Annotated in this window: 20 protein-coding genes and 2 pseudogenes; 14 read left to right on the top strand and 8 right to left on the bottom strand. The window is 59.9% G+C overall.

Annotated features, from left to right (window positions below):
* The first annotated feature begins 15 nt into the window (after positions 1-15).
* The 7 genes and pseudogenes from OKW37_RS25210 (at position 16) to OKW37_RS25180 (ending at position 6134) form a co-directional block, all read left to right on the top strand.
* On the top strand, positions 16-879 hold the full coding sequence (locus OKW37_RS25210; protein ID WP_429352979.1) for an ABC transporter permease: 864 nt from the start codon (positions 16-18) through the stop codon (positions 877-879).
* A gap of 286 nt (positions 880-1165) precedes the next feature.
* Positions 1166-2638, top strand: a complete 1473-nt coding sequence (locus OKW37_RS25205) for a tetratricopeptide repeat protein (protein ID WP_429404239.1) — start codon at positions 1166-1168, stop codon at positions 2636-2638.
* A 54-nt stretch (positions 2639-2692) separates the two neighbouring features.
* On the top strand, positions 2693-3175 hold the full coding sequence (locus tag OKW37_RS25200) for a glycoside hydrolase family 108 protein (RefSeq protein WP_090807511.1): 483 nt from the start codon (positions 2693-2695) through the stop codon (positions 3173-3175).
* Positions 3175-3867, top strand: a complete 693-nt coding sequence (locus tag OKW37_RS25195; protein WP_429404237.1) for a hypothetical protein — start codon at positions 3175-3177, stop codon at positions 3865-3867. The genes OKW37_RS25200 and OKW37_RS25195 overlap by 1 nt, the downstream gene beginning before the upstream one ends.
* 151 nt (positions 3868-4018) lie before the next feature.
* Complete coding sequence (locus tag OKW37_RS25190) at positions 4019-5563, top strand: alkaline phosphatase family protein (RefSeq protein ID WP_429509966.1); 1545 nt, start codon at positions 4019-4021, stop codon at positions 5561-5563.
* Positions 5564-5749: 186 nt separating this feature from the next.
* A pseudogene (locus OKW37_RS25185) lies at positions 5750-5911 on the top strand (MFS transporter); the annotation flags it as partial.
* Positions 5892-6134 (top strand): hypothetical protein, encoded by a 243-nt coding sequence (locus OKW37_RS25180; protein ID WP_429404433.1) that lies wholly within the window; start codon positions 5892-5894, stop codon positions 6132-6134. The pseudogene OKW37_RS25185 and the gene OKW37_RS25180, both read left to right, overlap by 20 nt.
* 488 nt (positions 6135-6622) lie before the next feature.
* Here the strand turns inward: OKW37_RS25180 and OKW37_RS25175 are convergent, their stop codons facing one another.
* Positions 6623-7621 carry a class I SAM-dependent methyltransferase gene (locus OKW37_RS25175; RefSeq protein ID WP_184061629.1) on the bottom strand — a complete coding sequence of 333 codons (999 nt, stop codon included), beginning with the start codon at positions 7619-7621 and terminating at the stop codon, positions 6623-6625.
* A gap of 566 nt (positions 7622-8187) precedes the next feature.
* On the opposite strand from OKW37_RS25175, the gene OKW37_RS25170 reads away from it, so the two are divergent.
* The 7 genes and pseudogenes from OKW37_RS25170 (at position 8188) to OKW37_RS25140 (ending at position 16037) form a co-directional block, all read left to right on the top strand.
* Entirely contained in the window at positions 8188-9093 is a 906-nt protein-coding gene (locus OKW37_RS25170) for a LysR family transcriptional regulator (protein WP_429404236.1), read from the top strand.
* Between the two features lie 121 nt (positions 9094-9214).
* Positions 9215-10294, top strand: coding sequence for an isocitrate/isopropylmalate dehydrogenase family protein (locus OKW37_RS25165; protein WP_429404235.1), 1080 nt, complete (start codon positions 9215-9217; stop codon positions 10292-10294).
* Between the two features lie 11 nt (positions 10295-10305).
* Positions 10306-11232, top strand: coding sequence for a ketopantoate reductase family protein (locus OKW37_RS25160; protein ID WP_184061626.1), 927 nt, complete (start codon positions 10306-10308; stop codon positions 11230-11232).
* A 298-nt stretch (positions 11233-11530) separates the two neighbouring features.
* On the top strand, positions 11531-12847 hold the full coding sequence (locus tag OKW37_RS25155; RefSeq protein ID WP_429404232.1) for an MFS transporter: 1317 nt from the start codon (positions 11531-11533) through the stop codon (positions 12845-12847).
* A gap of 104 nt (positions 12848-12951) precedes the next feature.
* Positions 12952-13839 carry a hypothetical protein gene (locus OKW37_RS25150; protein WP_429404230.1) on the top strand — a complete coding sequence of 296 codons (888 nt, stop codon included), beginning with the start codon at positions 12952-12954 and terminating at the stop codon, positions 13837-13839.
* Between the two features lie 434 nt (positions 13840-14273).
* A pseudogene (locus OKW37_RS25145) lies at positions 14274-15212 on the top strand (IS1595 family transposase); the annotation flags it as partial.
* A gap of 180 nt (positions 15213-15392) precedes the next feature.
* Positions 15393-16037 carry a hypothetical protein gene (locus OKW37_RS25140; protein WP_184046304.1) on the top strand — a complete coding sequence of 215 codons (645 nt, stop codon included), beginning with the start codon at positions 15393-15395 and terminating at the stop codon, positions 16035-16037.
* Between the two features lie 244 nt (positions 16038-16281).
* Here the strand turns inward: OKW37_RS25140 and OKW37_RS25135 are convergent, their stop codons facing one another.
* The 7 genes from OKW37_RS25135 to OKW37_RS25105 all read right to left on the bottom strand — a co-directional run bounded on the left by OKW37_RS25135 (position 16282) and on the right by OKW37_RS25105 (position 23397).
* Positions 16282-16938: a 2OG-Fe(II) oxygenase gene (locus OKW37_RS25135; protein WP_429404228.1), complete on the bottom strand. Its 657-nt coding sequence runs from the start codon at positions 16936-16938 to the stop codon at positions 16282-16284.
* A 334-nt stretch (positions 16939-17272) separates the two neighbouring features.
* Positions 17273-17854, bottom strand: a complete 582-nt coding sequence (locus OKW37_RS25130; RefSeq protein WP_429404226.1) for a hypothetical protein — start codon at positions 17852-17854, stop codon at positions 17273-17275.
* Between the two features lie 223 nt (positions 17855-18077).
* On the bottom strand, positions 18078-18896 hold the full coding sequence (gene istB, locus OKW37_RS25125) for an IS21-like element helper ATPase IstB (RefSeq protein ID WP_063500950.1): 819 nt from the start codon (positions 18894-18896) through the stop codon (positions 18078-18080).
* Positions 18893-20392, bottom strand: coding sequence for an IS21 family transposase (istA, locus tag OKW37_RS25120; protein WP_429401526.1), 1500 nt, complete (start codon positions 20390-20392; stop codon positions 18893-18895). The genes istB and istA overlap by 4 nt, the downstream gene beginning before the upstream one ends.
* 83 nt (positions 20393-20475) lie before the next feature.
* A complete protein-coding gene (locus OKW37_RS25115) occupies positions 20476-21141 on the bottom strand; it encodes a hypothetical protein (RefSeq protein ID WP_429404224.1) in 666 nt (221 codons plus the stop codon).
* A gap of 167 nt (positions 21142-21308) precedes the next feature.
* Positions 21309-22247, bottom strand: coding sequence for a nitrilase-related carbon-nitrogen hydrolase (locus tag OKW37_RS25110; protein WP_429404222.1), 939 nt, complete (start codon positions 22245-22247; stop codon positions 21309-21311).
* Between the two features lie 156 nt (positions 22248-22403).
* Positions 22404-23397, bottom strand: a protein-coding gene (locus OKW37_RS25105) for an IS5 family transposase (protein WP_429404220.1) whose coding sequence is annotated in 2 segments (ribosomal slippage) — positions 22404-22541 and positions 22543-23397 — 993 coding nt in all. Because the reading frame shifts where the segments join, the coding sequence is not laid out codon by codon here.
* Positions 23398-23607: the final 210 nt, after the last annotated feature.

The following is a 23607-nucleotide window of genomic DNA, read 5'->3' as shown; positions in this document are numbered from 1 at the left end:
CAAGGAACGGCAAACATGTCTACAACCTCTCAACAGATGATGCCCTCGGGCATCGACGCCGCGTCGCTCGCTCACGTCGAGCGTATTGCGCAGAAGAAGATCCGCCAGCGCCAGATTCTGGTGATTTCGCTGCGTATTCTCCTGCTCGTGGTCGTGCTCGGCGGCTGGGAACTGTCCGCGCGCCTGAAGTGGATCGACCCTTTCTTTTTCTCGATGCCGACCGAGATCTTCGCTCAGATCATCGACTGGTTCGTGAACGGTACCTCGCAAGGGCCGCTGCTCACGCAGGTGTGGGTCACGCTCGAGGAAACGGGGCTCGGCTTCATCATCGGTTCGATCGGGGGCATCTTCTGCGGCATCGTGCTCGGCCGCAACAAGCTGCTCTCCGACGTGTTCAGTCTCTACATCAAGATCGCCAACTCGATCCCGCGCGTCGTGCTCGGCTCGGTGTTCGTGATCGCGCTCGGGCTCGGCATGGCATCGAAAGTCGCGCTCGCGGTCGTGATGGTGTTTTTCGTCGTGTTCGCCAACGCGTTCCAGGGCGTGCGCGAAGCGGATCGCTACATGATCGCGAATGCGCAGATTCTCGGCGCGTCGCGCCGTCAGGTGACGACCTCGGTCGTGATTCCGTCGGCGCTCAGCTGGATTCTCGCGAGCCTGCACGTGAGCTTCGGCTTCGCGCTGGTCGGCGCGGTGGTCGGTGAGTTTCTCGGCTCGAAGCAGGGCATCGGCTTGCTGATCTCCACCGCGCAGGGCGCGTTCAATGCGGCCGGCGTGTTCGCGGCGATGATCGTGCTGGCGGTGGTCGCGCTTGCCGCCGACTACCTGCTGACCGCGGTGGAGAGTCGATTGTTGAAGTGGCGGCCGAGTTCGGTTTAAGCCAGGGCAGCGCAGAGTCCACAAACAGTAGTTCGCTGCACCGATGCCGCTCAGTCTTCTGGACTGAGCGGCATTTTTATTTGCTAACGCACATCCTGTCTCCCGCCAGCAAACTGTTTTTCGCAATACGTTGGTCACCTCGCAACACTTCTTTCTTTCAATCCCCCACCAGAAGCCAACATCCGGCTGCCAGCCGGTTCCATGCGCTATGGCACGCTCGATGCGTACCCCACCGCGCAAGTCAGGCGATTGCCAACATCGATCGCGGATCGAAGCGAGGTGAGTCATGTCGAGTGCACAGAGTCAACGCCGGTCAACCAACGGGTACGGCGGCCCGTTCATGCGCGCCGCGAATCGCCGCGATCGTCATCATTCGAGCGGATTCGTGCTGTTCGGCTTGCGCACCGCCGGTGTGATCGGCCGCGGACCGAAACGCCTCTGGCCGTATGTCCTGCCCTGGCTGTTCATCCTACTGACGATCGGTTCCATCTGCCTCGTCGTGCGCGGCGTGCTCACGCGTCAATTGCTGGTACCGCCGGTCGAGACACCGCAAACGTTGACCGAGCGCGGCTATACGGCGAACTTTCTCGCCGAGCGGATCATGTCGGCGATGAAGGAAATCGGCCAGGATGCCGAATCGATTCCGCACGACACGATGACCAGCAACGACGCGCAGCAGGACATCCAGATTCCGGGTCAGGAAATGTCGTATGCGACGACGGTGCGCTTCATCAAAGGCGTGCTCAAACGCGACGATGTCGCCGTGCACATCGGCATCACGAAGACGAATAGCAGCGCGGATTCATACGTCGCGCACGTGCAGATAGAACACGGACCGTTCAACGGCCGCGAAAGCACGGTGCCGTTCGAAGGGCGCGACCTCGAAAAGCTCGTGCACGACATCGCAGTCACGGCGATGCGCCTCGCCGAACCTAACATCCTCGCCAGTCATCTGTTCACGCAGGTCCAAAAAAAGACCAAATGCTCGCTCGCGCAATGCGACTATCGCGAGATCGTCGGGATCTATGACGAAGTCCTCGCGTTGCCCTCATCCGAGCAAGCCCAATGGGCAGTCGCGGGTAAGGCGTGGTTGCTCGACAGTCAGCAGCGCTCGACAGAAGCCGAGCAGCAGATCCGTGAAGCATTGACCCAATACAAGCACTCGGCGGTGCTGCGCGCGAGTCTCGGCATTGCGCTCGAACAGCAGAACCGCATCGACGATGCGCTAAAGGAACTGCGGGCCGGCGCGAAGGAAAAGTCGCGCACCGCTGAAAACCTGCGACTGCTCGGCGACGTGCTGTTGCATTCGAAGAAGCACGATCGCGAAGCACTCGAAGCATTCAGGCAGGCTGCCAAGATGAACCCCGACTCCGTCGACACGCTGCACGACTGGGCCGAGGCGCTCGTCAAAACCGGCCACGACGACGAAGCAATCGACAAGCTGTCGCATGCCGTCGCGTTGCGTCCCGATCTCGCGCCGTCCTATGTGGAATGGGGCCACGCGCTGGAACACAAAGGCGCGCTGCGCGAGGCCGCGCGCAAGTATGCACAGGCATTGCAGCTCGACGCCGGCACGTTGTCGGCGCGCGAACGCGAGCTGGCGCTCTCGACGGACGCATCGCCCGACGAAGCCGACACCCGGACATCGAGGCCTGACCTGCGCGTCAAGCCCGTTTCGAATCCCATGACGTCGTACCCGCTTCGGGCATCGCTCGATACGGTACGCGACGCCGTAGGACGGGCGATGCGAGCGGCCTGAGCCGCGCGCATTCGCCATTTGAGTTGGCAACACAGCCGAACAGGAGACAGTTCGATGGACAGCTTCGAAGATGCATTCAAAGCCTTGATCGGAAACGAAGGCGGGTACAGCTTCAATCCGGCCGATCCAGGCGGCGAAACGATGTGGGGTGTGACAGCGCGCGTCGCGCGCAGTGAGGGCTATAACGGCGCGATGAAAGACCTGCCGCTCGATACCGCCCATCAGATCGCCAAGCGCAGGTACTGGGACCCGTTGCATCTCGACGAACTCGATCCGCGCGTGGCTTTCCAGATTTTCGATGCGAACTACAACGGCGGCCTCGTCGTGCTGTGGATGCAGAAAGCGTCCGGCGCCAGGGAAGACGGCAAGTTCGGCCCCGACACGCTCGATGCGGTCAAGAACGCCGATCCGATGAAGTTCGTGATGCGCTTCGCCGCGTATCGTCTGCGGTACCTGCGGAACCTGCATTCGTGGCCGAGTTTCAGCCGCGGCTGGACCGAACGCATGGCAGCCAATCTTCTCCTGGGAGCAGCATGATGGACTGGTCTAAAGTAGCGAAGAATATCAACAGCACCGCCCCGCTTCTCGCCGGGCTCGTAGGGGGGCCGGTCGGCCTCGGCGTGACCGCTGCCGCCGCGATCATCTCGCACGCGCTCGGCACGCCGGGCGACCCGGCCTTCGTGGAACCCGCGTTGAACGACCCCGGCGCACTCGAAAAACTTCGCCAGGCCGAAAGCGCGAATTCGCTGCAATTGCAGCAGTTGATGGTGACAGCCGCGCAGTCGAGCCTCGCGCACGACGCCGACATGGCCCGCATCGCCACGAGCGACACCGCGAATGCACGCGCGATGGGTGTCGCCAATCGCGACTGGGTCCCGAAGGTGCTCGCGATGGCCGTGACCGCCGGCTTCTTCGGCATTTTGCTGCTGATGGCGTTCCAGCCTTTGCCGGGTACCAACAAGGATCTCGTCAACGTGATCGTCGGCGCGTTGGGAACCGCGTGGATCAGCATCATCGGCTATTACTTCGGCACGTCGGTCGGCTCGATGCGCAAGACCGAACTGCTCGCGAAGCCGAGCGTGCCGATCACGGCCGATAGCGCGTTGACGTTGCGCGAACCGGCGTCGCAGTCGGGAGCGCACGCACCGGCGGCGGCCGCGCCGTCCGGCGACCACTTCCCATCGTTCGCGCCGGGCGGGCAAGGTCCGATCTTCTCGGGCGGCAGTTGAGTCGATGCTACGTTAAGCGAATCATGCACGCGACGAAGTACATTGACCGTCGCGTGCATGTCCGCCTCAAAGCAGGGCTCTTTCGCCAGCGCGCATTTTGCGCTAAGTTGGCAACGCGAAGTCCATCCCGTCCCGAGTGGAGCGATAAAACATGAGTGACGTCGAGCAGAACGCGCAGAACGATCCGATCGAACACGTCGTGCTACTGTTGATGGAGAATCACTCGTTCGACCAGATGCTCGGCTGCCTCGACGCCGTGCACGACGAACTGGACGGCGTGCGCAACGCGGCCGGCAAATCGAACGCCGACGGTCAAGGCCACACCTTCTATCCGCGTGAAACGCGCGAGCGGCAGATGAAGCACGATCCGAATCACGAGCACAAGGCCGTGATGGAACAGATCGCCGCCGACAACAGCGGTTTCGTGCGTACGTTCGTGAACGACTACCCGAAGAGCAGCCTCGCCGCGCGGCAAGACGTGATGGGCTATTACCCGCTCGGCTTTCTGCCCGCGCTGCACACGCTCGGTTCGCAATTCACCGTGTGCGACCGGTGGTTCTCGTCATTGCCGGGGCCGACGTGGCCCAACCGTTTTTTCGCGCTGACGGGTACGTCGAAAGGCGAGATCGGAATGCCTTCGGGACTCGACGGGCTCAATCCGCACTGGTACACCGAGCAGGATCAGGACACGATTTTCGATCGGCTGAACGCCGCGCGCAAAACGTGGAGCGTCTATTTCTACGACTTCCCCGCCTCGTTGCTGCTGAAGAACCAGCGACGCGCGGAAAACCTCGCGAATTACCGCTCTTTCGATAAATTCTTCGAGGACGCAGCGGGACCCGCCAGTCAGTTTCCGCAATTCGTACTGATCGAGCCGAAGTACTTCGGCGAAGCGCAGAACGACGATCATCCGCCGCACAACATCATGAAGGCAGAGAAGCTGATCGCGGATACCTACAATGCGCTGCGCTCGAATCAGGCGCTGTGGGAGCGCACGTTACTGGTGGTCCTCTACGATGAGCACGGCGGTTTCTACGACCACGTATCGCCGCCGGCCGACGTGCTCGCACCCGACGACCACACCGCGAGCTTCGATTTCAAACGACTCGGCGTGCGTGTTCCCGCCATCCTGGTGTCACCGTGGTGCGAAGCCGGCGTGTGCAACGAACGATTCGATCATTGCAGCCTGCTGAAGTACCTGTGCGACAAGTGGCAAATGCCACCGCTCGGCAAGCGCACCGAGGCGTCCGCGAACCTCGGTGTGGCGATTCGCCGTGGCGGCGGCGCGCGCACCGATACGCCGCCGTTTATTCGCGTACCCAATCAATCGCTGATTGCGCAGCACGTCGAACTGGAGCGCAAATCGTCGAATGGCAATCAGCATGGCCTGCATCATTTCGCCGACTATCTGCACGCGGAACTGGACCGGCTCGCCGCCGAGGCGGTCGAGGCGGCCGCGCAACTGGCGCGCACCGGCAACGCATGGGTGCGCTTCAAGAGCGCGTTGGGCTCGCTGATGATGAGTCTCGGCCAGTGGCTCAGCAAGGACTTCTACGACGCACGCGACCAACGCGATGCACGCACGAGCCAGGCGTTCACGCGTTTGCGGCAATCGGTCCGTGAGGCGACGCCGGGCATCGCGCGAGACGATGCGGAAGAAACGGCCTCGTCCGTCAATCCGGTCCCGGAGAAATAGCACGCCGCAAAGCGGTGGTAGTGCGGAACGTCGGCGGATGCCAGAGTTCGTGAAATCGGGGACCTTGGATTTCTTCGACTATTTCAATCGTCTTGACGCAGTGGCCGGTTGGCAGTGCCCGGTTGGCAGTGAAGCGGACGGTGAATCGTGCCACAGAAACCGGGAATTTCGGTTCGGGACCGCCGCAGCGCAGCGCTGCCTGCCATTCAGAGGGAGCTCCACGCGAGCGTTGCGGCGATGCAGTGGATCGTCAACGCCTACCTGCTCTTTCTCGGGTCCTTTGTGCTGGTGGGCGGATCGATGGGCGACAAGCTGCCAGACCGGGCGGTTGCTGGAGCCGGACGCGCAAGCCGCGGCGGCAGCCGGCGATGCTCATACGCCGCCGCAGACACCCGTGGCGAAGGCGGAAGCCGACGCCATCACTGACGCGCTGCGCGGAGTCGCGCTGGTGTCCGGCGCGTGCGCGTTCGCAGGAGCGGGTCTCGCGGTGGCGACCATCCAGCCCGCAAGTGATGTGCTTGGCGTCGCCGGACGCGCCTGCTTTCGGCATCCGTACTTCGATCTCCGCTGAAACGTAGCGCCTTCAGGCAGGCAACGATTATGCGCGGCCCGCTGACGGATCGCCGTGTACACGTTTGCTGCCAATCGCGCCGCAACCATGTGCGGGGACTGAGCCGTGGACAAGGTGCGGAACCCTTCTTGAAAATTCCGTGAAGCAATGAGGGGGTGGTCGAGCGTCCTGACGAATGCTCTGCGCATTCTTTCTGTATCGCCAAATCCGGTCTCTCTGGCGATCACTGCAAGTGAGAGTTCTCCGGTATCGACGAGGCTGCGAGCGGCATCGACCCGCAGGATGAGCAAGATCGACCAGGTTTTGTACGTCAGCAAGAGCATACGTCGTCGGGCGTTCGCGACGGCGGAAGATAGCCGCCCGCGCCCGTGCCGAGCACACCCCGGCGTCGACCGTCAGGTCGGCCGGCAGCGCAACCTTCAACATCGACATCGTCTGAACGCCGTCTCCATTACGAAATGCGGTGCCTGGAGCGCGAGGGGTGTGCGCTACTCGAATGCAACGAGGGCTTGCGGCGAAGGTGGCAGCGGCATCACCGTTACGTTGGAAAAGCCGGCTTCGCGGCCCATTTGCTCGAGTTCGCGCGCGGTGTACGCGTCGCCTTGCGGCGTGGACGCAAGCATCATAAAGGAAAACGCGGCGGCGAACGGCGGCGACACGCGATCCTCGTCGGGAACAAATTCCACCGCGAGCGCTCGCCCTGCGGGACTGAGGCTCCTGCGGACTTTCGAGAGTAATTCCACGCAGGTTGGCGGATCGAAGTGGTGCAGGAAGTTCGTGACCAGCGCCAGATCGAAATTCGTACCCCAATCGACTTCGAACGCACTGCCGGCGACCGTGCGGTAACGCGAACTGACACCGGCCGCTGCGGCGTTCTCCGTCGCGACCTCGAGAACCGGTTGCCAGTCGGTCGCCACGATTTCCGCGCCGGGAATCGCTTCGGCGATCGCGATTCCGAACAGCCCATGCCCGGCTGCAATGTCCAGCACGCGCTTCGGTGCCTGAGGCCGCGCACTCACGTGTTGCGCGATGCTCTGTGCGGTTTGTGTCACGAACGGTGCCATCGCACGCGCAAACTTCACCCAGACGGGATGCTCGGGCTCGATGTTGCCCAGCCCCACGGCTCCTCCGTTGCGAACGAACGCGGCGGGGTCGTCCAGCCACAGTGCCGTCATTTCAGGAGCCGCCAGGAAATCCACGATGCTCCCCATCCAGGCCGGCGAGGAAGTCGTCAGGAATGCGGTGGTCGACGGCGTCAATCGGTACTGTCCCGTTTCCTTCTGCAGAAACCCGTGCACGGTCAGAAAGTCGCAGAGTATGCGCACACCGCGCTCGGCGGCCTTTACCCGCTCGGCTATACGCTTAACGTCGCCGTGCTCGTCCGCTATCGCGGTGAACAGATCGAGCTCGACGGCGGCTTTCACCGCGGCAGTCTTCTGATAGGCTATCGCGGCATCGACGAAGGCCTGCGGAGAGATGTCGTCCATGGTCGGTAGCCTATCGTGAGATACCCTGCAAACAGATGTTTGAATCGAATCTTTCTTGGCGGGTTTTCAACGCGTTTGTGCAGCATGGGGCTTCTGATAAGCCTAGTCGAATAATGGCTGCGTGTCGAACCTCTGATTGGAGCGGGGCGAGCGGCCACTCCGCAGGCCTGCTCGCATTCAGCGGAATCCCGAATTCGCGGCGCTGGCGCACTCCGTGAGTCTCGGCCGGAACCCGAATTTCTGGGTTCGGCCATAAGTCGACGTTTGACAGCCGCCGCAATCCGACATCCAAATGACCAGTCCCACCCTGGTACCGGCCAGCCATCCAAGTATCCAGGCGAATCGATGCATCAGTACCGGAACAAGCGCTATCAAAGTGCGACCTCGAGAGGCGCCCTTTGAGGGATTGCACCGTTGACATTGGGCTAGCGCGGGATCAATACACTGGGCACTGGGCGTTCGCCCGGGGGGCGCCACGAGTGGGTCAGTTAAACTCCTCCCCTGATGCCAAAGGGACGCTGAAGCAATGAATTTAGTGCGTGCAACGAATGGCCAGAGAGCCGCCTATGAAGCTTGATCCCGTTTCTCTCAGCTTTTTCATCGCTGTGGTCGAAGAAGGAAGCATCGCAGCCGCCGCGGAACGAGAGCACATCGCCGCGCCGGCCGTGAGTAAGCGCATCAGCGCGCTCGAAGAAACACTGCGAACCACTTTGTTGACGCGTCATCATAAAGGCGTCGAGCCAACTGCTGCTGGGTATGTTTTGCTGAATCTTGCACGTCGCGCCGTCAACTACCTCGACGACATTCACAGCGAGATGCTGGATTTCGCCTCCGGTACGCGGGGGCAGGTGCGAGTTTTTTCAAATATCTCGGCGATAACCCAGTTCCTGCCCGATGACCTCGGGACCTTTCTTGCCGACCATCCGGCAGTCGAGATCCGGCTCGAGGAACGCAACAGCCTTGTCACGCTGCGTTCAGTCGCTGAGAACGCCGCAGACGTCGGAATCTTCACTGTCGAGCCTCACGCAGAGAGCGTCGAGACTCTGCCCTATGAGGAAGACGAGTTGGCCGTGGTGGTGCGGCGCGACCATCCGCTGGCAGGCAGAAGACATACTCGGTTCGAGGAGACTCTCTCGTGGGATTTCGTAGGGCTTCGTACTGGGAGTGCGATCAACACTCAGCTCACCCAGATCGCCAATCGGCTCCAAAAGGAGTTCAGGCTCCGGATACAGGTCACCGGCTACGATGCTCTTTGCTTGATGGTTTCGTCAGGCCTTGGCATTGCGGTTGCCCCTCGCAACCTCACCAAACTTTTCGTCAAACGCTTAGGAATTACCGAAGTGCCCCTCGATGAGCCTTGGGCACGTCGTCGCCTCGGCATCGCGATTCGCAACCGCAAAGCCCTCTCGCCAGCGGCTGAGAGCCTTGTAGTGCATCTTCAGGCTCGCGCGGCCGCGCGCCGTGACGCGTAAGGCAGCCATAACGGTTCGTTACGGCTGGCTAGCGAAAGACTAATTCACGGACCAGCCCGCCTTCTCCATTATTTGACCCAACGGCACCGCAACGGCGCCGGTTAGATCTGGAGACACGAAGATGAGCAAGGCGCAATACGAAATCGCCCTCCTGCCGGGCGACGGTATCGGTCCTGAAGTGGTTGACGCTGCGGTTGGCGTCCTGAAGGCGGCGGCTGGGAACGAAGGCGTCGAGCTGAAATACACGACCTACGAAGCAGGCGCAAACCTCTACCAGCGCACTGGCGAATCAATGGCCGAAGCTGACGCGGTTGCCGTCGGCGAGGCAGACGCTGTTCTCCTGGGCGCGATGGGTCTGCCGACTGTTCGCAAGGATGACGGTACCGAAATTGCGCCTCAAATCGATCTGCGCGAACGCTATGGCCTGTTCGCGAGCTTGCGTCCCTGCGAGCTGTTCCCCGGCGTGCCGACGCGTGTAAAGGCCGAGAAAGTAAACATGCTCGTCATCCGTGAGACGACGGAAGGTCTGTTCGCTGGTCGTCACGACAAGCAGGAATCCAGCAATGAAGCTGTCAGCGATCGCCTGACGATCACCCGCGCTACCAGCGAAAAACTCTTTGAACTGGCGTTCGAGCAAGCCAGGCAGCGTCGCGAGACACATGGCACGCCCGGTCACGTCACGCTGCTGGACAAGTCGAACGTGCTGCGCAGCAACGCCTTTCTGCGCAAGGTGTTCGATGAAGTCGCGGAACGTCACCCCGACATCGGCACTGCCCGGATTTACATCGACGCCGGTTCGATGATGTTTGTCACCAACCCGGAACGCTATGACGTGGTGGTGACTGAGAACGTTTTCGGCGATATCACCTCGGAAATCGCAGCCGGTGTGGTGGGTGGTCTCGGCGTCGCACCCTCGGGCGACGTGAGCCTGAAGCACGGCATCTTCCAGCCGAGCCACGGCAGCGCGCCGGACATCGCCGGCAAGGGCGTAGCCAACCCGGTTGCAACGATCTTGTCCGCTGCGATGATGCTCGAATGGATCGCCCGACAGAATGACGATCCGCGTTGCGAAAAGGTTGCTGCGGCGATTCGCCAGGCGACTGCCAAGGTGTTGCAAGACGGTCCGCGCACCCCGGACATCGGCGGCAACGGCAACACGGAAAGCGTCACGAAGGCAATCATCTCCGTGCTTAGCCACTAAGGAGCACGGAAATGGCGAAGATAGCGATTGTAGGCAGCGGAGCAATGGGCTCCGTATACGCTGGTCTGATGGTGAGCGCCGGCCACGAAGTACATGCGATCTGTCTGTGGCCCGATCACGTGGCCGCGATGCAAAAGAAAGGACTGCGTGTTGAAGGTGCCAGCGGCGACCGCACGGTGCCGATTCACGCCAGCACGACAACCGATGGTATTGGCGAGTGCGATCTCGTCATCATCGCGACGAAGGCGTTCGACGTTGAGGCTGCCGCTCGTGCCTCGGAACAACTCCTCGGTCCGAAGACAGTTGTTCAAACCATTCAGAACGGTTTGGGCTCTGCCGAAAAGGCTGCGACGATCCTCGGAGAGAACCGGATCGCGATAGGCGTTGTAGGAGGCTTTGGAGCATCGATTCGCGCACCCGGTCATGCACACCACAACGGCATGGAAATGATTCGCTTCGGCGCTTATCGTGGTCTGTCGCGTGATGACCTCGAAGCGTCTGCTGAAATCTGGCGCTCGTCGGGCTTCAAGGTTGCGATCTTCGGCGATCTTGATCAGATGGTTTGGGAAAAGCTGATCATGAACGTCGCGTTCTCGGGCACCACGTGTGCAACGGGAATGACCATCGGCGAAGTAATGGCGAACCCCAGTGCCTGGAGTGTAGCAAAGGGCGCGGCGGAAGAAGCGATTGCGGTGGCGAAAGCCGCTGGCATCCGCCTCGATGTGGGCGATCCGATCGAGCACATTCGCAAGCTTGGAAGCAAGATTCCCAATGCTCGCCCCTCGATGCTGCTCGACTATAACCTCGGCCGTCGCGGCGAAGTCGAAGCGATCAACGGATCAATTTCTCGCGAAGGCAGGAAGTACGGCGTGCCGACTCCTGTCAATGACACGGTAGTCGCGATCATCAAGGCGCGCGAAGCCAACTTCACCAAGTAATGAGATCCACCCACCCGGCAACGGGTGGGTGTCGTTCTTCGTCCGACAGTGACAGGTGCATCGCACCGATACTAAACAAGCGAAATGGAGACAATCATGAGCCGCCAAGGCAAATAGCGAATCAGTCGCGTGCAGGAACAGCTCCTTGGAAACGAGAACGCGAAAAAAGATTCCGGGCCTGCGCAGTTGAACTGAGCCGTTCCTATCGAGCCGAACTTACCCGGACATACGGTTTTGGACGCTGCGTTAAAACAACGCCGCGACACCTACCCTTTACCAGAGACATAAGGGGCAGCATATGCAAATCAATAAGGCATTGGAAGGTGGCGTAGCAATACGCGATGCCGAAACAGCGCTAATGTTGAAGGTCAAACTTCGCGTTATTCCGCTCATCATCATCTGCTATCTGTTCGCATGGTTTGATCGAATCAACATCAGCTTTGCGAAATTTCATCTGCAGAAGGAGCTTGCGCTGAGCGATACTGCCTACGGCCTGGGTGCTGCCCTGTTCGTAGTGGGGTACGTTGCCTGCGAAGTTCCGAGCAATCTGTTTCTCTTTCGTGTCGGAGCGCGCAAATGGATCGCGCGCATCATGATCTCGTGGGGCATCGCCACGGCGTGCATGGTCTTCGTTCGGAGCGAGACGCAGTTCTACATTGCTCGCTTTATCATCGGCGCGATGGAGGCGGGTTTCGCACCAGGCGTCCTCTATTACCTTTCGACCTGGTTTCCTGCGAAGCATCGCGGCCGCGTCAGTGGGCTGCTTTTTCTCGCCCTGGCGTTCTCCGGCGTCCTCGGTGCGCCTTTGTCGGGCTTCATCCTCTCGCACTTCGACGGCTTCATGGGTATGGCCGCATGGCATTGGATCTTTCTGATCGGTGGCTTGCCCTGCGTGCTGCTGGGGTTCGTGGTGCTCTTCCGCTTTGACGATCGTGTCGAAGATGCCAAATGGCTCAATGACGACGAGAAGATTCTTTTGCGGTCCAAACTCGATGCCGACGCGAAGAAGGCCGAAAGCCACTCGTTTCTCGGTGCGTTGAAGTCGAAGGCCTTCCTGATTCTGGCGCTGGCGTACTTCCTCGTTCAGATCGCGTCCTACGGAATGAACTTCTGGATGCCACAGCTCATTCGCTCGTCGGGAATTAAAGACCCCTCTACCATCGGTCTACTCACAGCCCTCCCGTACTTGTTTGGTGGCATCGGGATGCTCACGATGGGCAAGCTGGGCGATCGTTCTGGGAATCGTCGAATGGTTTTCGCAGGTTGCATGCTGCTCACCGCCTTAGGCTTTCTTGGCGCGGGCATCTTCGCGAAGAACCCGGTTGCGCTGGTCGTCGCCCTGATTGTTCTCGGTACGGGCATGCTGACCACGATTCCGGCGTTCTGGACACTCCCGCCTAAGGTTGTGACCGGTGTGGGTGCTGCGGGCGGTATCGCACTGATCAATTCGATCGGGCAATTGGGCGGCATCGTCAGCCCTGTGATGGTCGGCCGTATTAGCGATTTGACCGGAAGCACAACTCCTGCGCTCTACACGATCGTCGCATTGTGCGTGCTTTGCGCAGCGATCGCTATCTGGGCCTTCCCGGCTCAACTTCGAGCCAAGGACGTCTAAGCCAACTCGGAACGACAGCCTTGCCGTTAGGGCGGGGCTTCCTTTTCCCCGAGCTATTCGTCCACTGTGTAACAGAGCACGCCCACGTTGAAGGAATGGAACAGATGCGTTTCGATCCCGCTGCCGCCGCGGCCCACTTGGAATGGTCGTGGCAGACCGGGCTGGGGCTTGGAGACTTGCCGCCCGGATCAAGACCCAGTTCGCTGAGTGGCGGCTACGCCGCACAGGCGCTTTTTGTCGAGCGTATCGGCGAGCCAGTGATTGGATGGAAAATCGCGGGTGCCTCGCCGCGCGGACTGCGCGGCGAGTTAATCAACGCTCCTGCCACCGGGTGCTTGGTCCAATCGCGAGTCCCACCTTCGGGCAGCATCCTCAATTTTCGCGTCGATAGTCGTGCGACGCTTGAAACCGAGGTTGGTTTTCGCTTCGGTCGCACGGTTTCTCCTGCAAAAGAAGCGTTCGATACGTCAATGCTTGATCGTGCTTTTGTTGCCATCGAGGTCGTGTGTAGCCGATACATCGACAGGAAAGCAGTCGCACAGCCTAGCTTCGTTGCCGATAACCTTGGATTCCACGCACTAATCTGCGGCGAGCAAATCCCCTTTGCAGATGATTGTTCCTTTGATGAGGATGCGGGCATCTGGCGCAACGGTGAGCGTATCGCATCAACGCTTAATGGCGATGATCGAACTCGGCCGTTTGAATCCCTTGCGTTCCTTTGGAAGGAGTTCGCGCGCCAAGGTCGGACGCTGGAAAGAGGAGCGATCGTGACAACCGGCACCCTGAGTGCACCGGTAGACTGCACGAGCAGCGCAAATCTGACAGCACGGTTTGCGGACGCCACCGTCGGTGTGGCGCTGAGATTTTCGTCGGATAACGCTCAAGATGACGACGGCAACGTTCGCAACAAAGGTGTACTGAAGTCAAGAGTCAATGTTGAGCATTACGACTGGCTCAATGGTGCATCGCCGTTCCCGCAGTCCGAATTCTAGTGGTAAGCCTTTGCGATCAGCCGCCACGGCGCTTGCTTGATAACTGGGTCAATTCCTTCCGGGGCGCGGGAGAAGCTAGTCGGAATGCAGGCGTGCCAAGTGGCTGAATCGCCTCTGATACCGGCCGTAGAATTCCACTTATCGTGACCGTCTGCAAAGGGTGGCGGATTCAACCGGTGGATGCAATAGTTTGCTGGAATCGTTAGACGCCCGTCCGCTCATCCTCTGATCCTGTGCGAGGATCGACCCGTCTGATGTCCGGCGGCAGGAGCGGCGGCATAAGCCGCCGCGCCATTGCCGCCGCGCAAGCCGGTAACATGCGAATAGCGCAGAATAGGATCGTGAGCATCTTCAACCGCGCGTGAGAGGAAGTGGCGCCCGATTTCGGTCGTATGGGGTGTCCATTTGACCGGAGTTAAGCGTAGACTGGGGCAATGGAACGCGCCCACGCCAGCATCCACTACCCTAAGTCCCTTGGGGAGTTTCAGGCCTGGTTCCCGACTGATGCAGACTGCCTGGACTACCTCGAATGGCTGCGATGGCCTTGCGGCTTCGTCTGCCCGTCCTGTGGGCATCACGGAGGATGGCGGCTTGGGGACAACCGGTTCATGTGTACTGGATGCGGTAGCCGCACATCGGTGATGGCTGGCACCATCTTTGACCGGACACGTACTCCGCTCACGGTTTGGTTTTCGGTCTGTTGGCATTTTGCTACCGCTAAAGATGGGATCTCCGCGCTGAGTTTGAAGCGGACCTTGGAGATCGGCTCCTACCAGACGGTGTGGGCTATTCTTCATCGCCTGCGGTCTGTTCTGATTCGCCCCGATCGGGAGCGCCTTTGCGGGAAGGTGGAGGTGGACGAAACCTACATCGGAGGCAAAGAATCCGGACTTTCGGGAGGCCGTGCCAAAGGGAAGAAGATCCTGACGTGTATCGCGATCGAGATCGTGGAGCCGAAGGGATTCGGGCGCTGTCGAATGGCGCCCGTGGCGGATGCCTCCTCGGAATCGCTTCGCTCCTTCGTGTTGGATAACGTCGAGCCCGGGGCGACGGTCATCACCGATGCCTGGCAGGGTTACCGGTGGCTGGAGAAGAATGGTTACATCCATGACCGCCGTAGCCAGCGGGCCGCGTCGGCGCGGGGCGAGGACCCCGAAGAACTTCTGCCAGGTGTGCATCGAATAGCGTCCCTTGCAAAACGTTGGCTCCTGGGCACCCACCAGGGAGCGGTGGATTCTGCACACTTGCCCAGTTACCTGGACGAGTTCGTGTTCCGTTTCAACCGCCGCCGCTCACGTAGCCGAGGGATGCTGTTCTATCGGGTCATGGAGCTTGCTGTCGCCCATGGACCGGTTCGTTACCAAGACCTTGTTATGACCCAGCGCCCAAAGGCTGTTCCTCCAAAGCCGCCGGGGCAACGCGGACATCCGCCCAGCTTGGAGCGACCTTCGCCGAGCCGCCCGTGGAGGCAAAACGCTAACTCCGGTTAAATGGACACCCCATTCGGTCGTTATGGCCTACGCGTTAGCGACAACCTTGTTGCAGAGAGCCAAATGAAGAAAGGAAAGACGAAACTTACCCGCCATGATGCTGAGCGCCTTTTCGAGGGTCTGCCTAATGGGAACGTGAAAGTATCGAGCCGGCCAGAGAACCCATTCGATGCAGGGGTGTTCGACGAGGTCGAGCGCGTCGACGACGAAGCCAAACTCTGGAAAGACAACCTCATTACTCTTCCGATGGCGATCGAGTTGCCTGCTGCCTACGAGTCGGTATCTCGCATGCGCGAGTCGATGGCGAGGGCATGGCGGGCGAAGTGGGTAAGGGAAGGTAAAAACGAGGTTGTCACTGAGTTTCCTGAAGGTTGGACAGCCGTTCGCCCGGAAAGCGGACCCATAGAGTTGCGAGATCCGTCCGGCGTGGTCCGCGCCATATACGGGTGGGCCGAGGATGCTGAGCTCAGGATTCTGCCGCGGTATCTGGTTGAGTCACAGACGAACAGTTCAAGCGGACTGGGCAGCTTGCTCGTCCGTGATCGCGTGAACGGTCGAGTACTTGAGAGGTCGTCGATCTGGTCGGCTCAAACTGGTACCAACCATCCCGATTGGGCCAGGTTGTCAGAGTGGCTCAACTTACACTATCCACAACATCGCGACCCGCTTCGGTACTGGGAAGATTGCGAGGAAAATCTCCAACACTGAGCTACTTTTTGGGGACTCTGTTCCCGCGTCTGCTGCACCCAGGGTGACGGGGGCGAAAGGAAGGCTCACGGCTTGATTGAGCTTCCGAGCTCGGCCACATTGTCGTGACTCGGCGTTGGTTTCGCGCGTATGCCATCGGCACCATGCCGCACTGGACACTAACGAAATCCGGCAATTGATTGTCAAGCTGATCCGAAAGGGCGCGATCCTGGATCGTTAACCACAGATGCGCACGCGGTTCGGCTTACACCCGCTGCCTCATCCAGCATGCAATGCTCATGCGGTCGCGCGTGGCGGGCAGCACCTCGTGTTCAAACTCCGCCGAGAGAAACAAGAGCAGCGTTCCGGCGCGCGGAAAGACGTCGTGATAAGACTGATCGGCAAGGTATAGCCGAAGTGCGCCGCCCTCGGCGTCCTGCCACGCTTCGTTGAGGTAGAACACAGCGGAAATCACGCGGCTGTCGCTGTTACGCAGGCAGTCGAGGTGGCGTGCGTATCCGGCACCTGGCGGATATACCGCGTAGTGCGATTCGCTATCGACCAGACCGAGAAACAGGTCGCGGTTGAGCGCGTTCCGTAGCACGTCGATGCGATCGGCGAACGCCTGCTGCCGCGTGCTCAGCGCGTCGGATTGGAACCAGTGCGTGCTATCGCCGCGCAAAAGTGTGGCAGCGCGATTGGCCCCCACACGGGCTGGAGTCAGCAGTTGCGCGTCGTGCATGGCCATGCATTCGGTCGATAAGGCCTGCGTCTGGCTCTGTGACAAAAAGTTCGACACGACACACCAGCCGTCGACGGCGAGCGCGCGTGTCGCGATGTCGAATTCGCTGGATCGGGAATTCGACGCGACATCGATTGCCTCGTCCGGCGCGGCGTCGTCGATCAGGCAATCAACCAGCAATCCGATTTCCGCTTCAATCAGGGGGTGTTCCAGAAATGCATCCGTTTTATTTGTTCTTCCGCTGGCAGCTCGATCGAGTACTCGCTCGGGTCTGCTACCAGCTGGTCAAAACCATCAAGCGTTGTCGGGGGCGCGTCGAACGCGGGCATTGACACACGCCGGACCCAGGAGGAAGAGCCGGGCCGAGGTGGTCGATCTGTTGGGACAACCGCGCAGTCTACACGAGTGGGACGAAGGCTGAACGAGCGACCACGAAAGACCCTGGATTACGAAACACCGGCTGAACGATTCGATCGAACTATTGCATCGACCGGTTGAATCCGCCAGGTTGACGCTAGCGGCCAAACTTCTTTAGCCAGCTCACCGGAAGCCCGTGCTTTCTGGGAATCTCCGCGTTTCGTTTCGAGGTTTGCCGCGGTCCGGTTCGACCGCGTCTGACATTCATACCTTTCAGGCGGCTGGTTGCGGCTTCGACCAACGTCGTTCGCACCTGCACGCGGGTCGCTTCGTCAAAGATAGAACTCGCGATCTCGTCGATCGCTAGTGCAATGAGCGCATCGCGCTTTTCCGGCTGTAGTTGCAGCCAGGGACCCCACGGATCGATTGGAATCGGTCTGCCGCCAAGAACTAGCGAACCACCTGCGTCATCGGCCACACCCCCGAGAAGGCGCCCTACAAGTACCGGCAACGGAAAATGCCACCATGGCCAGCTCGTCGTGGGTGACAGCATGAAAGCCGTCAAAGTGCCGTTCTGCTTCCCCATCCCGATGATCTGTCCGCTAGCGTTGATATCGAACACAACCTCCAGATGCCATCCGGGATCCGAAATCAGCTTGTCCAGAAGCGTCGTCGTTCCGTTTTGATAGAGAAAAGCTCCAAAATGAAAGCCGTTGTTTAACGACGGATCGTCAAACACGCAACTGCCGACCACATCACCACTGTTGTTGATTGCCGTTGCAGTACCCTCGGTTGCTCCAGCGGGCAGCGGGATAGGCTGAAAGACCGGCGTCGCCTGCCGTGTGTCGCACGTTCCCGGAACGGCCTTGTATGTGGGCGGCGTGCCGGCTTGGATATCGTCAACTACGATGTCCGGTTGCGCGACAACTATGATGGCCGGTCGACGGGGGTAATTGTCGCTGTCAATTGGCTATAGTTGTCGCTCCGTTGTGGTCGTCCGTGGGTAATTGACGCCGCCGCTCTTTCTGTTTGTCGCTGGCGTTGCGGCGCCGATAGCTTTCGACATTCAGCTCGAAGATCGTCGAGTGATGAACAAGCCTGTCTATGGCGGCCACCGTCATGCCGGGGTCCGGGAAGACGTTATGCCAGCCCGAGAACGGCTGATTTGCCGTTATGAGAAGACTTTTGCGCTCATACCTTTCAGCTATCAACTCGAACAGCACGCTGGTTTCAGCCTGGTCCTTCCTGACGTAGGACAGATCGTCCAGGATGATCAGATCGAAGCGGTCGAGTTTGGCGAGCGCCGAGGGCAATTGCAGACTCTTTCGCGCAGCCTGAAGTTTCTGCACCAAGTCACTGGTACGCGTGCATAGAACGCGGTACCCTGCATCGATCAGCGCGTGTCCGATGGCGCTTCCAAGATGGCTCTTGCCCCCGCCAGGTGGCCCAAACAGGAGGATCGTGGCGCCCTTCTCGAGCCACGCATCGCCGGTGGCCAGCGCCATGACGTGTGCCTTCGATACCATGGGCACGACACTGAAGTCGAACGTGGCAAGAGTCTTGGTCGGGTCCAATTGTGATTCGACACGATGACGTTCCAGTCTGCGTTTCGCCCGTTCAGCCAGTTCATGCTCGAACAATACGCCCAACAGTTGCGAGGCTTGCCAGCCTTCTTTATCCGAGCGCTGGGCGAAGTCAGACCACAGCCGACCAATCGTTGGCAGACGCAGTTCATTGAGCATCAGTCCCATGCGGCCGATGTCGTAAGTTGGTGCGCTCATGCGAACACCTCTTCATCAAGCAACGCGTCGTAGATCGAGGCATCCGGCATCTCGACCGACACAACGGGACATTCGGCCTCACGCGGCGCGAATTCGTCGAAGAGCGCCTTCAGATCGGGCAGTTTCCCGAGCGCGAGCAAGGCGTCGAGCCGTTCTGCCAGTTGAGCCTCCACGCCGTGGTTCCCGGCCAGATCGAGCAGGCCCACCATGGTCTTGCAGGCGTTGCGCGGGCTCAGCGCTTGATCCAGGCGTTCCCATGTCCGGCGGTAAGCTTCGCGCGGAAACAGATCGTCACGAAACACGAGACCCCTGAAGGCCTGAGGTTTGCGTTTGAGCGACTCAATAAAATGCCGGTAGTCAATGGCGCGTCCGCGGCCTTTGCTCGTGCGTGTGACGCGCGCCGTGCTGTGTACCAGCGCGCCAGACAGATAGCAGTCAAGCCGATCGTTATAGAGCCGCACCTTCAGGCGATGTCCGATCAGGCGTGACGGCGCGCTGTAGAGGCTGTTGTCCACCGTAAAAGTGCCACAGCGCGTCACGCGCGCCTCGTCCTCGACGAAGTCGGTGGTACGGTGCTCAGGCAGATCCCGCAGGTACTCACGCTCGACCTGGAATGCGGCGGCATTGCGCCGGTTGCGGCGCATCACCACACTGCGCACAAATTCGTCATAGGCTGGCCGGTCGTCGAAATCCCGATGACCGCGCAGTAACAAGGCCTGATCGACCGCTTCCTTCAGCCATCGATGCGAGGATTCGACACTACCGTTCTCGTGGCCCAAGCCTCGATTGTTGCGCGTGCCTTCCATCCCATAGTGCTCAAGCAAGGCCTTATAGCGAACCGTGAAGTCTTCTTCTTCCTGAAGATTCTTAAAGGCGGCCGACAGGCTGTCAGAGCGGTGTTCGCTCGGGCAGCCCCCCGCCTGCCATAGAGCGTTTTGCAAACCTGCCGCAAGAGCCTGGAAGCTCTCTCCGCTATCAACGACGCTGGCGTACTCCCAGCGCGAGAACGCCAGCACAAAGTGATAGAGCATGTGTCCGAACGCGACGCCGGCGATCGTCACACCCAGTTTCTCCATATGCGTGAAGTCGGACAAGCCCCGTACGCCGGGCTGATACGTCTGGGGGAAGAACACTTCCTTGCTGGGCCCTTCCAGCGCACGCCACCGGCTGACATGCCGCTCCAACGTGCGCCGCATTCCGTCGGGGAAGCGACCAGAATGGTCTTCCTGCAGTTTGCGCAGCAAGGTGACCGCTTTGAGTTTCGGGAAACTGCGTAGTAATGGCACGACTTCGCTATCCCAAACATCAGCGAACGGATTGGCGCGCGTGCGCCATTGACGTTCTGGCTTCTGCGAGGGCAACTCAGTGGCGTTCGTCGCGCGACGTGCAGTGCGCACGCTCATACCCGCTTTCGCGGCGGCAACTTCCTGGGTGTGATCTTTGCGCTTGGTCATGTAGAGATGAACCTGTCGATCGGTAATGTGAGTACCAGGCATTGGTTGACTGTTCTTTTAGCTTCAGTCAGCCATCCTAAGCCCCCGCCGAATCGGCGCTGCCGGTGGCTCGTCGTCTGCGGCGGCTACGCCGCCTTCGACTCCTCACCACCGGCCATCATAGTTGTCGCAAAAGCGGACTTCCCAATTGTCGCGCACCAGCCGGCTGCTCCGCAGGCTACCCCGGCGTCGTTAATGCCGTACGCGCTTTCCATCGCATCCTGCATCTTTGTGGCGCCGCTCGCGACGCTATGTACTCCCGGCTTCCCGGAATCACTAAAGCCAACTGCTTCTCCCTGGTTGTTTATCACGGCAAGATTAAGCGCCGGAACAGTGGCAACGAGACGGTTTGCGGGCACGCTGAACAGGAAACCCTCTCCGTTAGTGCCGCCGCCGCAAACGAGCCCCTGATCGTTGACATCGGCCGCCCATGAGATCGGCCCGACCAGGTTCGAGAGGTCAGTCACATTCCCGGCGTCGACGATGATGGCGGACTCGGTTGCGTAGTTGTCCGTTGTCATGCTGCCCACAGCGATAAGGCCGTCGTTGATACCCCAGAGGGTCGTGTGATTCGGAGGCGCAAGGGTAGAGGTAAGCCAGCCGTTTAGCCATTGCGCGCCAACCGGCCGCGATTGCCCCTCGTCGTTCACAAATGTGGTTCCGGCTGCCTGACCATCATTACCCAATGAGTATGCTTCCGCGCTCACGGGGGCGTCAGGATCAGGTCCCAATATTGGCAACAAGGAATACATAGCGTCCTCCATCGCCCGAGAACCGGGCATCATTCGCCTGTTTCAGGAAGGCACGGTGAAGTGCCGCAATGAAATGCATACTGGGACCGAATGTCCTCGGTGATGTCGCGACCGACGTTAGGCATCCGTGCGAGGCCGTTTCGGAGAAACAGCCCGACAAGGCGCAATCAACGGTTCTGCTCAAAGACGACGGGTGGGGTAACCGACTCATTTACATGGAGGCGGAATATATCCGGACGTGCGTAGTGCCCTACGACATCGAAGTCGTATTTTCCCCTCGCGAGGTCAGCGAGATCCAGTTCGTGAACAAGCAGGGCGTCTTCATCGAACACGGGCCCGGCAAGCACCTCTCCTAGTGGTCCCACTATGCAACTGCCGCCACGCATGAGAACGGTATCCGGATTGTTGCCCTGGACGGCAGCATAGTTGTCCGGCGCATCGCGGCGCCGTAAATGCTGACACGCAGAGAGCACAAAACAGCGGCCTTCCATCGCAATGTGCTGCATTGAAGCAACCCAGGTGGGCCGACTGTCCGCTGTCGGCGCGCAATAAATCTGTATTCGCTTCGCGTACATGGCCATGCGCAAAAGCGGCATGTAGTTTTCCCAACAGATCACCGCACCCAGCCGACCGAAAGGCGTATCGAATACGGGAAGCGTCGACCCGTCGCCAAACCCCCAGATCAACCGCTCGGCCGCTGTGGGCATCAGCTTTCGATGTTTTCCCAGCAGTATTCCATCGGGCGCCAGGAAGATGACGGTACAGTAGAGCGTACCGCCGTCGCGCTCAATCACACCGACGATCAGGTATTGCCTCAGGTCGCCTGCGATCTGCGCGATTCGATTTGTCCGCACGGATGACACCTCGATCGCGCTGTCAAAGTACCGGCGATAGTCCTCTCTGCCTTCAGGCGTCCTCTCGCCGACGGGAGCGCCGAAATGCAGTCCCTTGGGATAGGCGGATACGAAGGCTTCCGGGAACACAATCAATTGCGAATCGAGTTTCGACGCCGCGACTACGTCCCGTTCGAGCTTGGCCAGCGTTCGCTCGACATCGAACATGGCCGATCCCGTTTGCATGACCGCTGCACGCAGAACTTGCTCCATTCTGACCTCCGGTTCGAAGGCGTTAGGGAAGCGCTGATCAATGGACCAACTGCCCAAGTTGCAGACGAGATGCCGTCGAATTTTCCGGATGACGAAGCGAATCGATGCTCAACTCGGTGAATTGGACGCGCAAACGAGGCTCCCTGCTCGCATTTTTTATACGCATGACGGATTGCTCCCATGGACCGATCGCGACAGATTTCGCGCAATCACCAGATTCGCAAGAGCGAACAGGCTGAACAGTTGCGCGGTGTTCTTGGCCAAGCCCTTGTATCGCGTCTTGCGATGGTGAAAACAGGTTCTTGACGATATGGAATGGATGCTCAACCCGCGACCGGATCTGCGCCTTGGTTCGCTCGACCGCGATCACCAGGTTCTTCAGCGCCCCGTCCTGCATCGCCTTGATCTTTCCCCGCTTGGCAGCGACGTGCCACTTCACGGTCTTGCCCGCCATTTCCTCGCGCTTGTCTACGCCCATGTAGCCCGCGTCGGCGAACGCCTGCTCTTCATGTCCGTGCAGCAGGGCATGCGCTTGCGATACATCCGACACGTTGGCCGATGTGCCAACCACACTGTGGATCAGGCCCGAATCGGCATCGACGCCAATGTGGGCTTTCATTCCAAAGTGCCATTCGTTTCCCTTCTTCGTCTGATGCATTTCCGGGTCACGACTCTTCCCGGCGTTCTTGGTCGACGGCGGCGCTTCAATGATCGTTGCGTCAACCAGCGTGCCTTCCTTCATCATCAGCCCACGCTCGCACAGCGAGATGCCAATCTCGTCGAACAACTTCCGTGTCAGTTCGTGTTCGATCAGCAGGCGCCGGAATTTCAACAGCGTGGTCGCATCAGGCACGTTCTCAACTGCCAGATCGATGCCGGCGAAGGCTCGCAGCGCGATGCTGTCATACAGCGCGTCTTCCAGTCCTTCGTCCGACAGCCCGTACCACTGTTGCAGGAAGTAGATTCGCAGCATTCGCTCCAGGCCAATCGGCGGGCGGCCTCGCGTGCCCTTCGGATAGTGCGGCTCGATTGCCGACAGCAAGCGCTGCCACGGAACGACCTTCTCCATCTCGGCGAGGAAGCGTTGGCGCCTCGTCACTCGCTTCTTGCCTGCAATTTCCGCTTCGGCGAAGCCGATCTGCCTCTTCATCAGTGTGAGTCTGTTCCGTGAGTTGCCTTCTATAACGTCCTCAGCTACGCCAACGATGACCACCGAGCTGAATAAATCAGCGCTTCCTTAGTTCACTTTATTAAAGGGCGAGAATTGGTGCGCGCATAGATTTTTTGGCCATCGTTCAGATCTCACATCGTTGAACGCCCGTCAGCCCGTCACTACGCCCTTTTCAGCGGATGACAAAGG

The organism is Paraburkholderia sp. MM5482-R2, from assembly GCF_050436125.1.
Classification (GTDB): domain Bacteria; phylum Pseudomonadota; class Gammaproteobacteria; order Burkholderiales; family Burkholderiaceae; genus Paraburkholderia; species Paraburkholderia tuberum.
The sequence above is the reverse complement of the archived record's forward strand: the minus strand, read 5'-3'. Positions and strand labels throughout refer to the sequence as shown.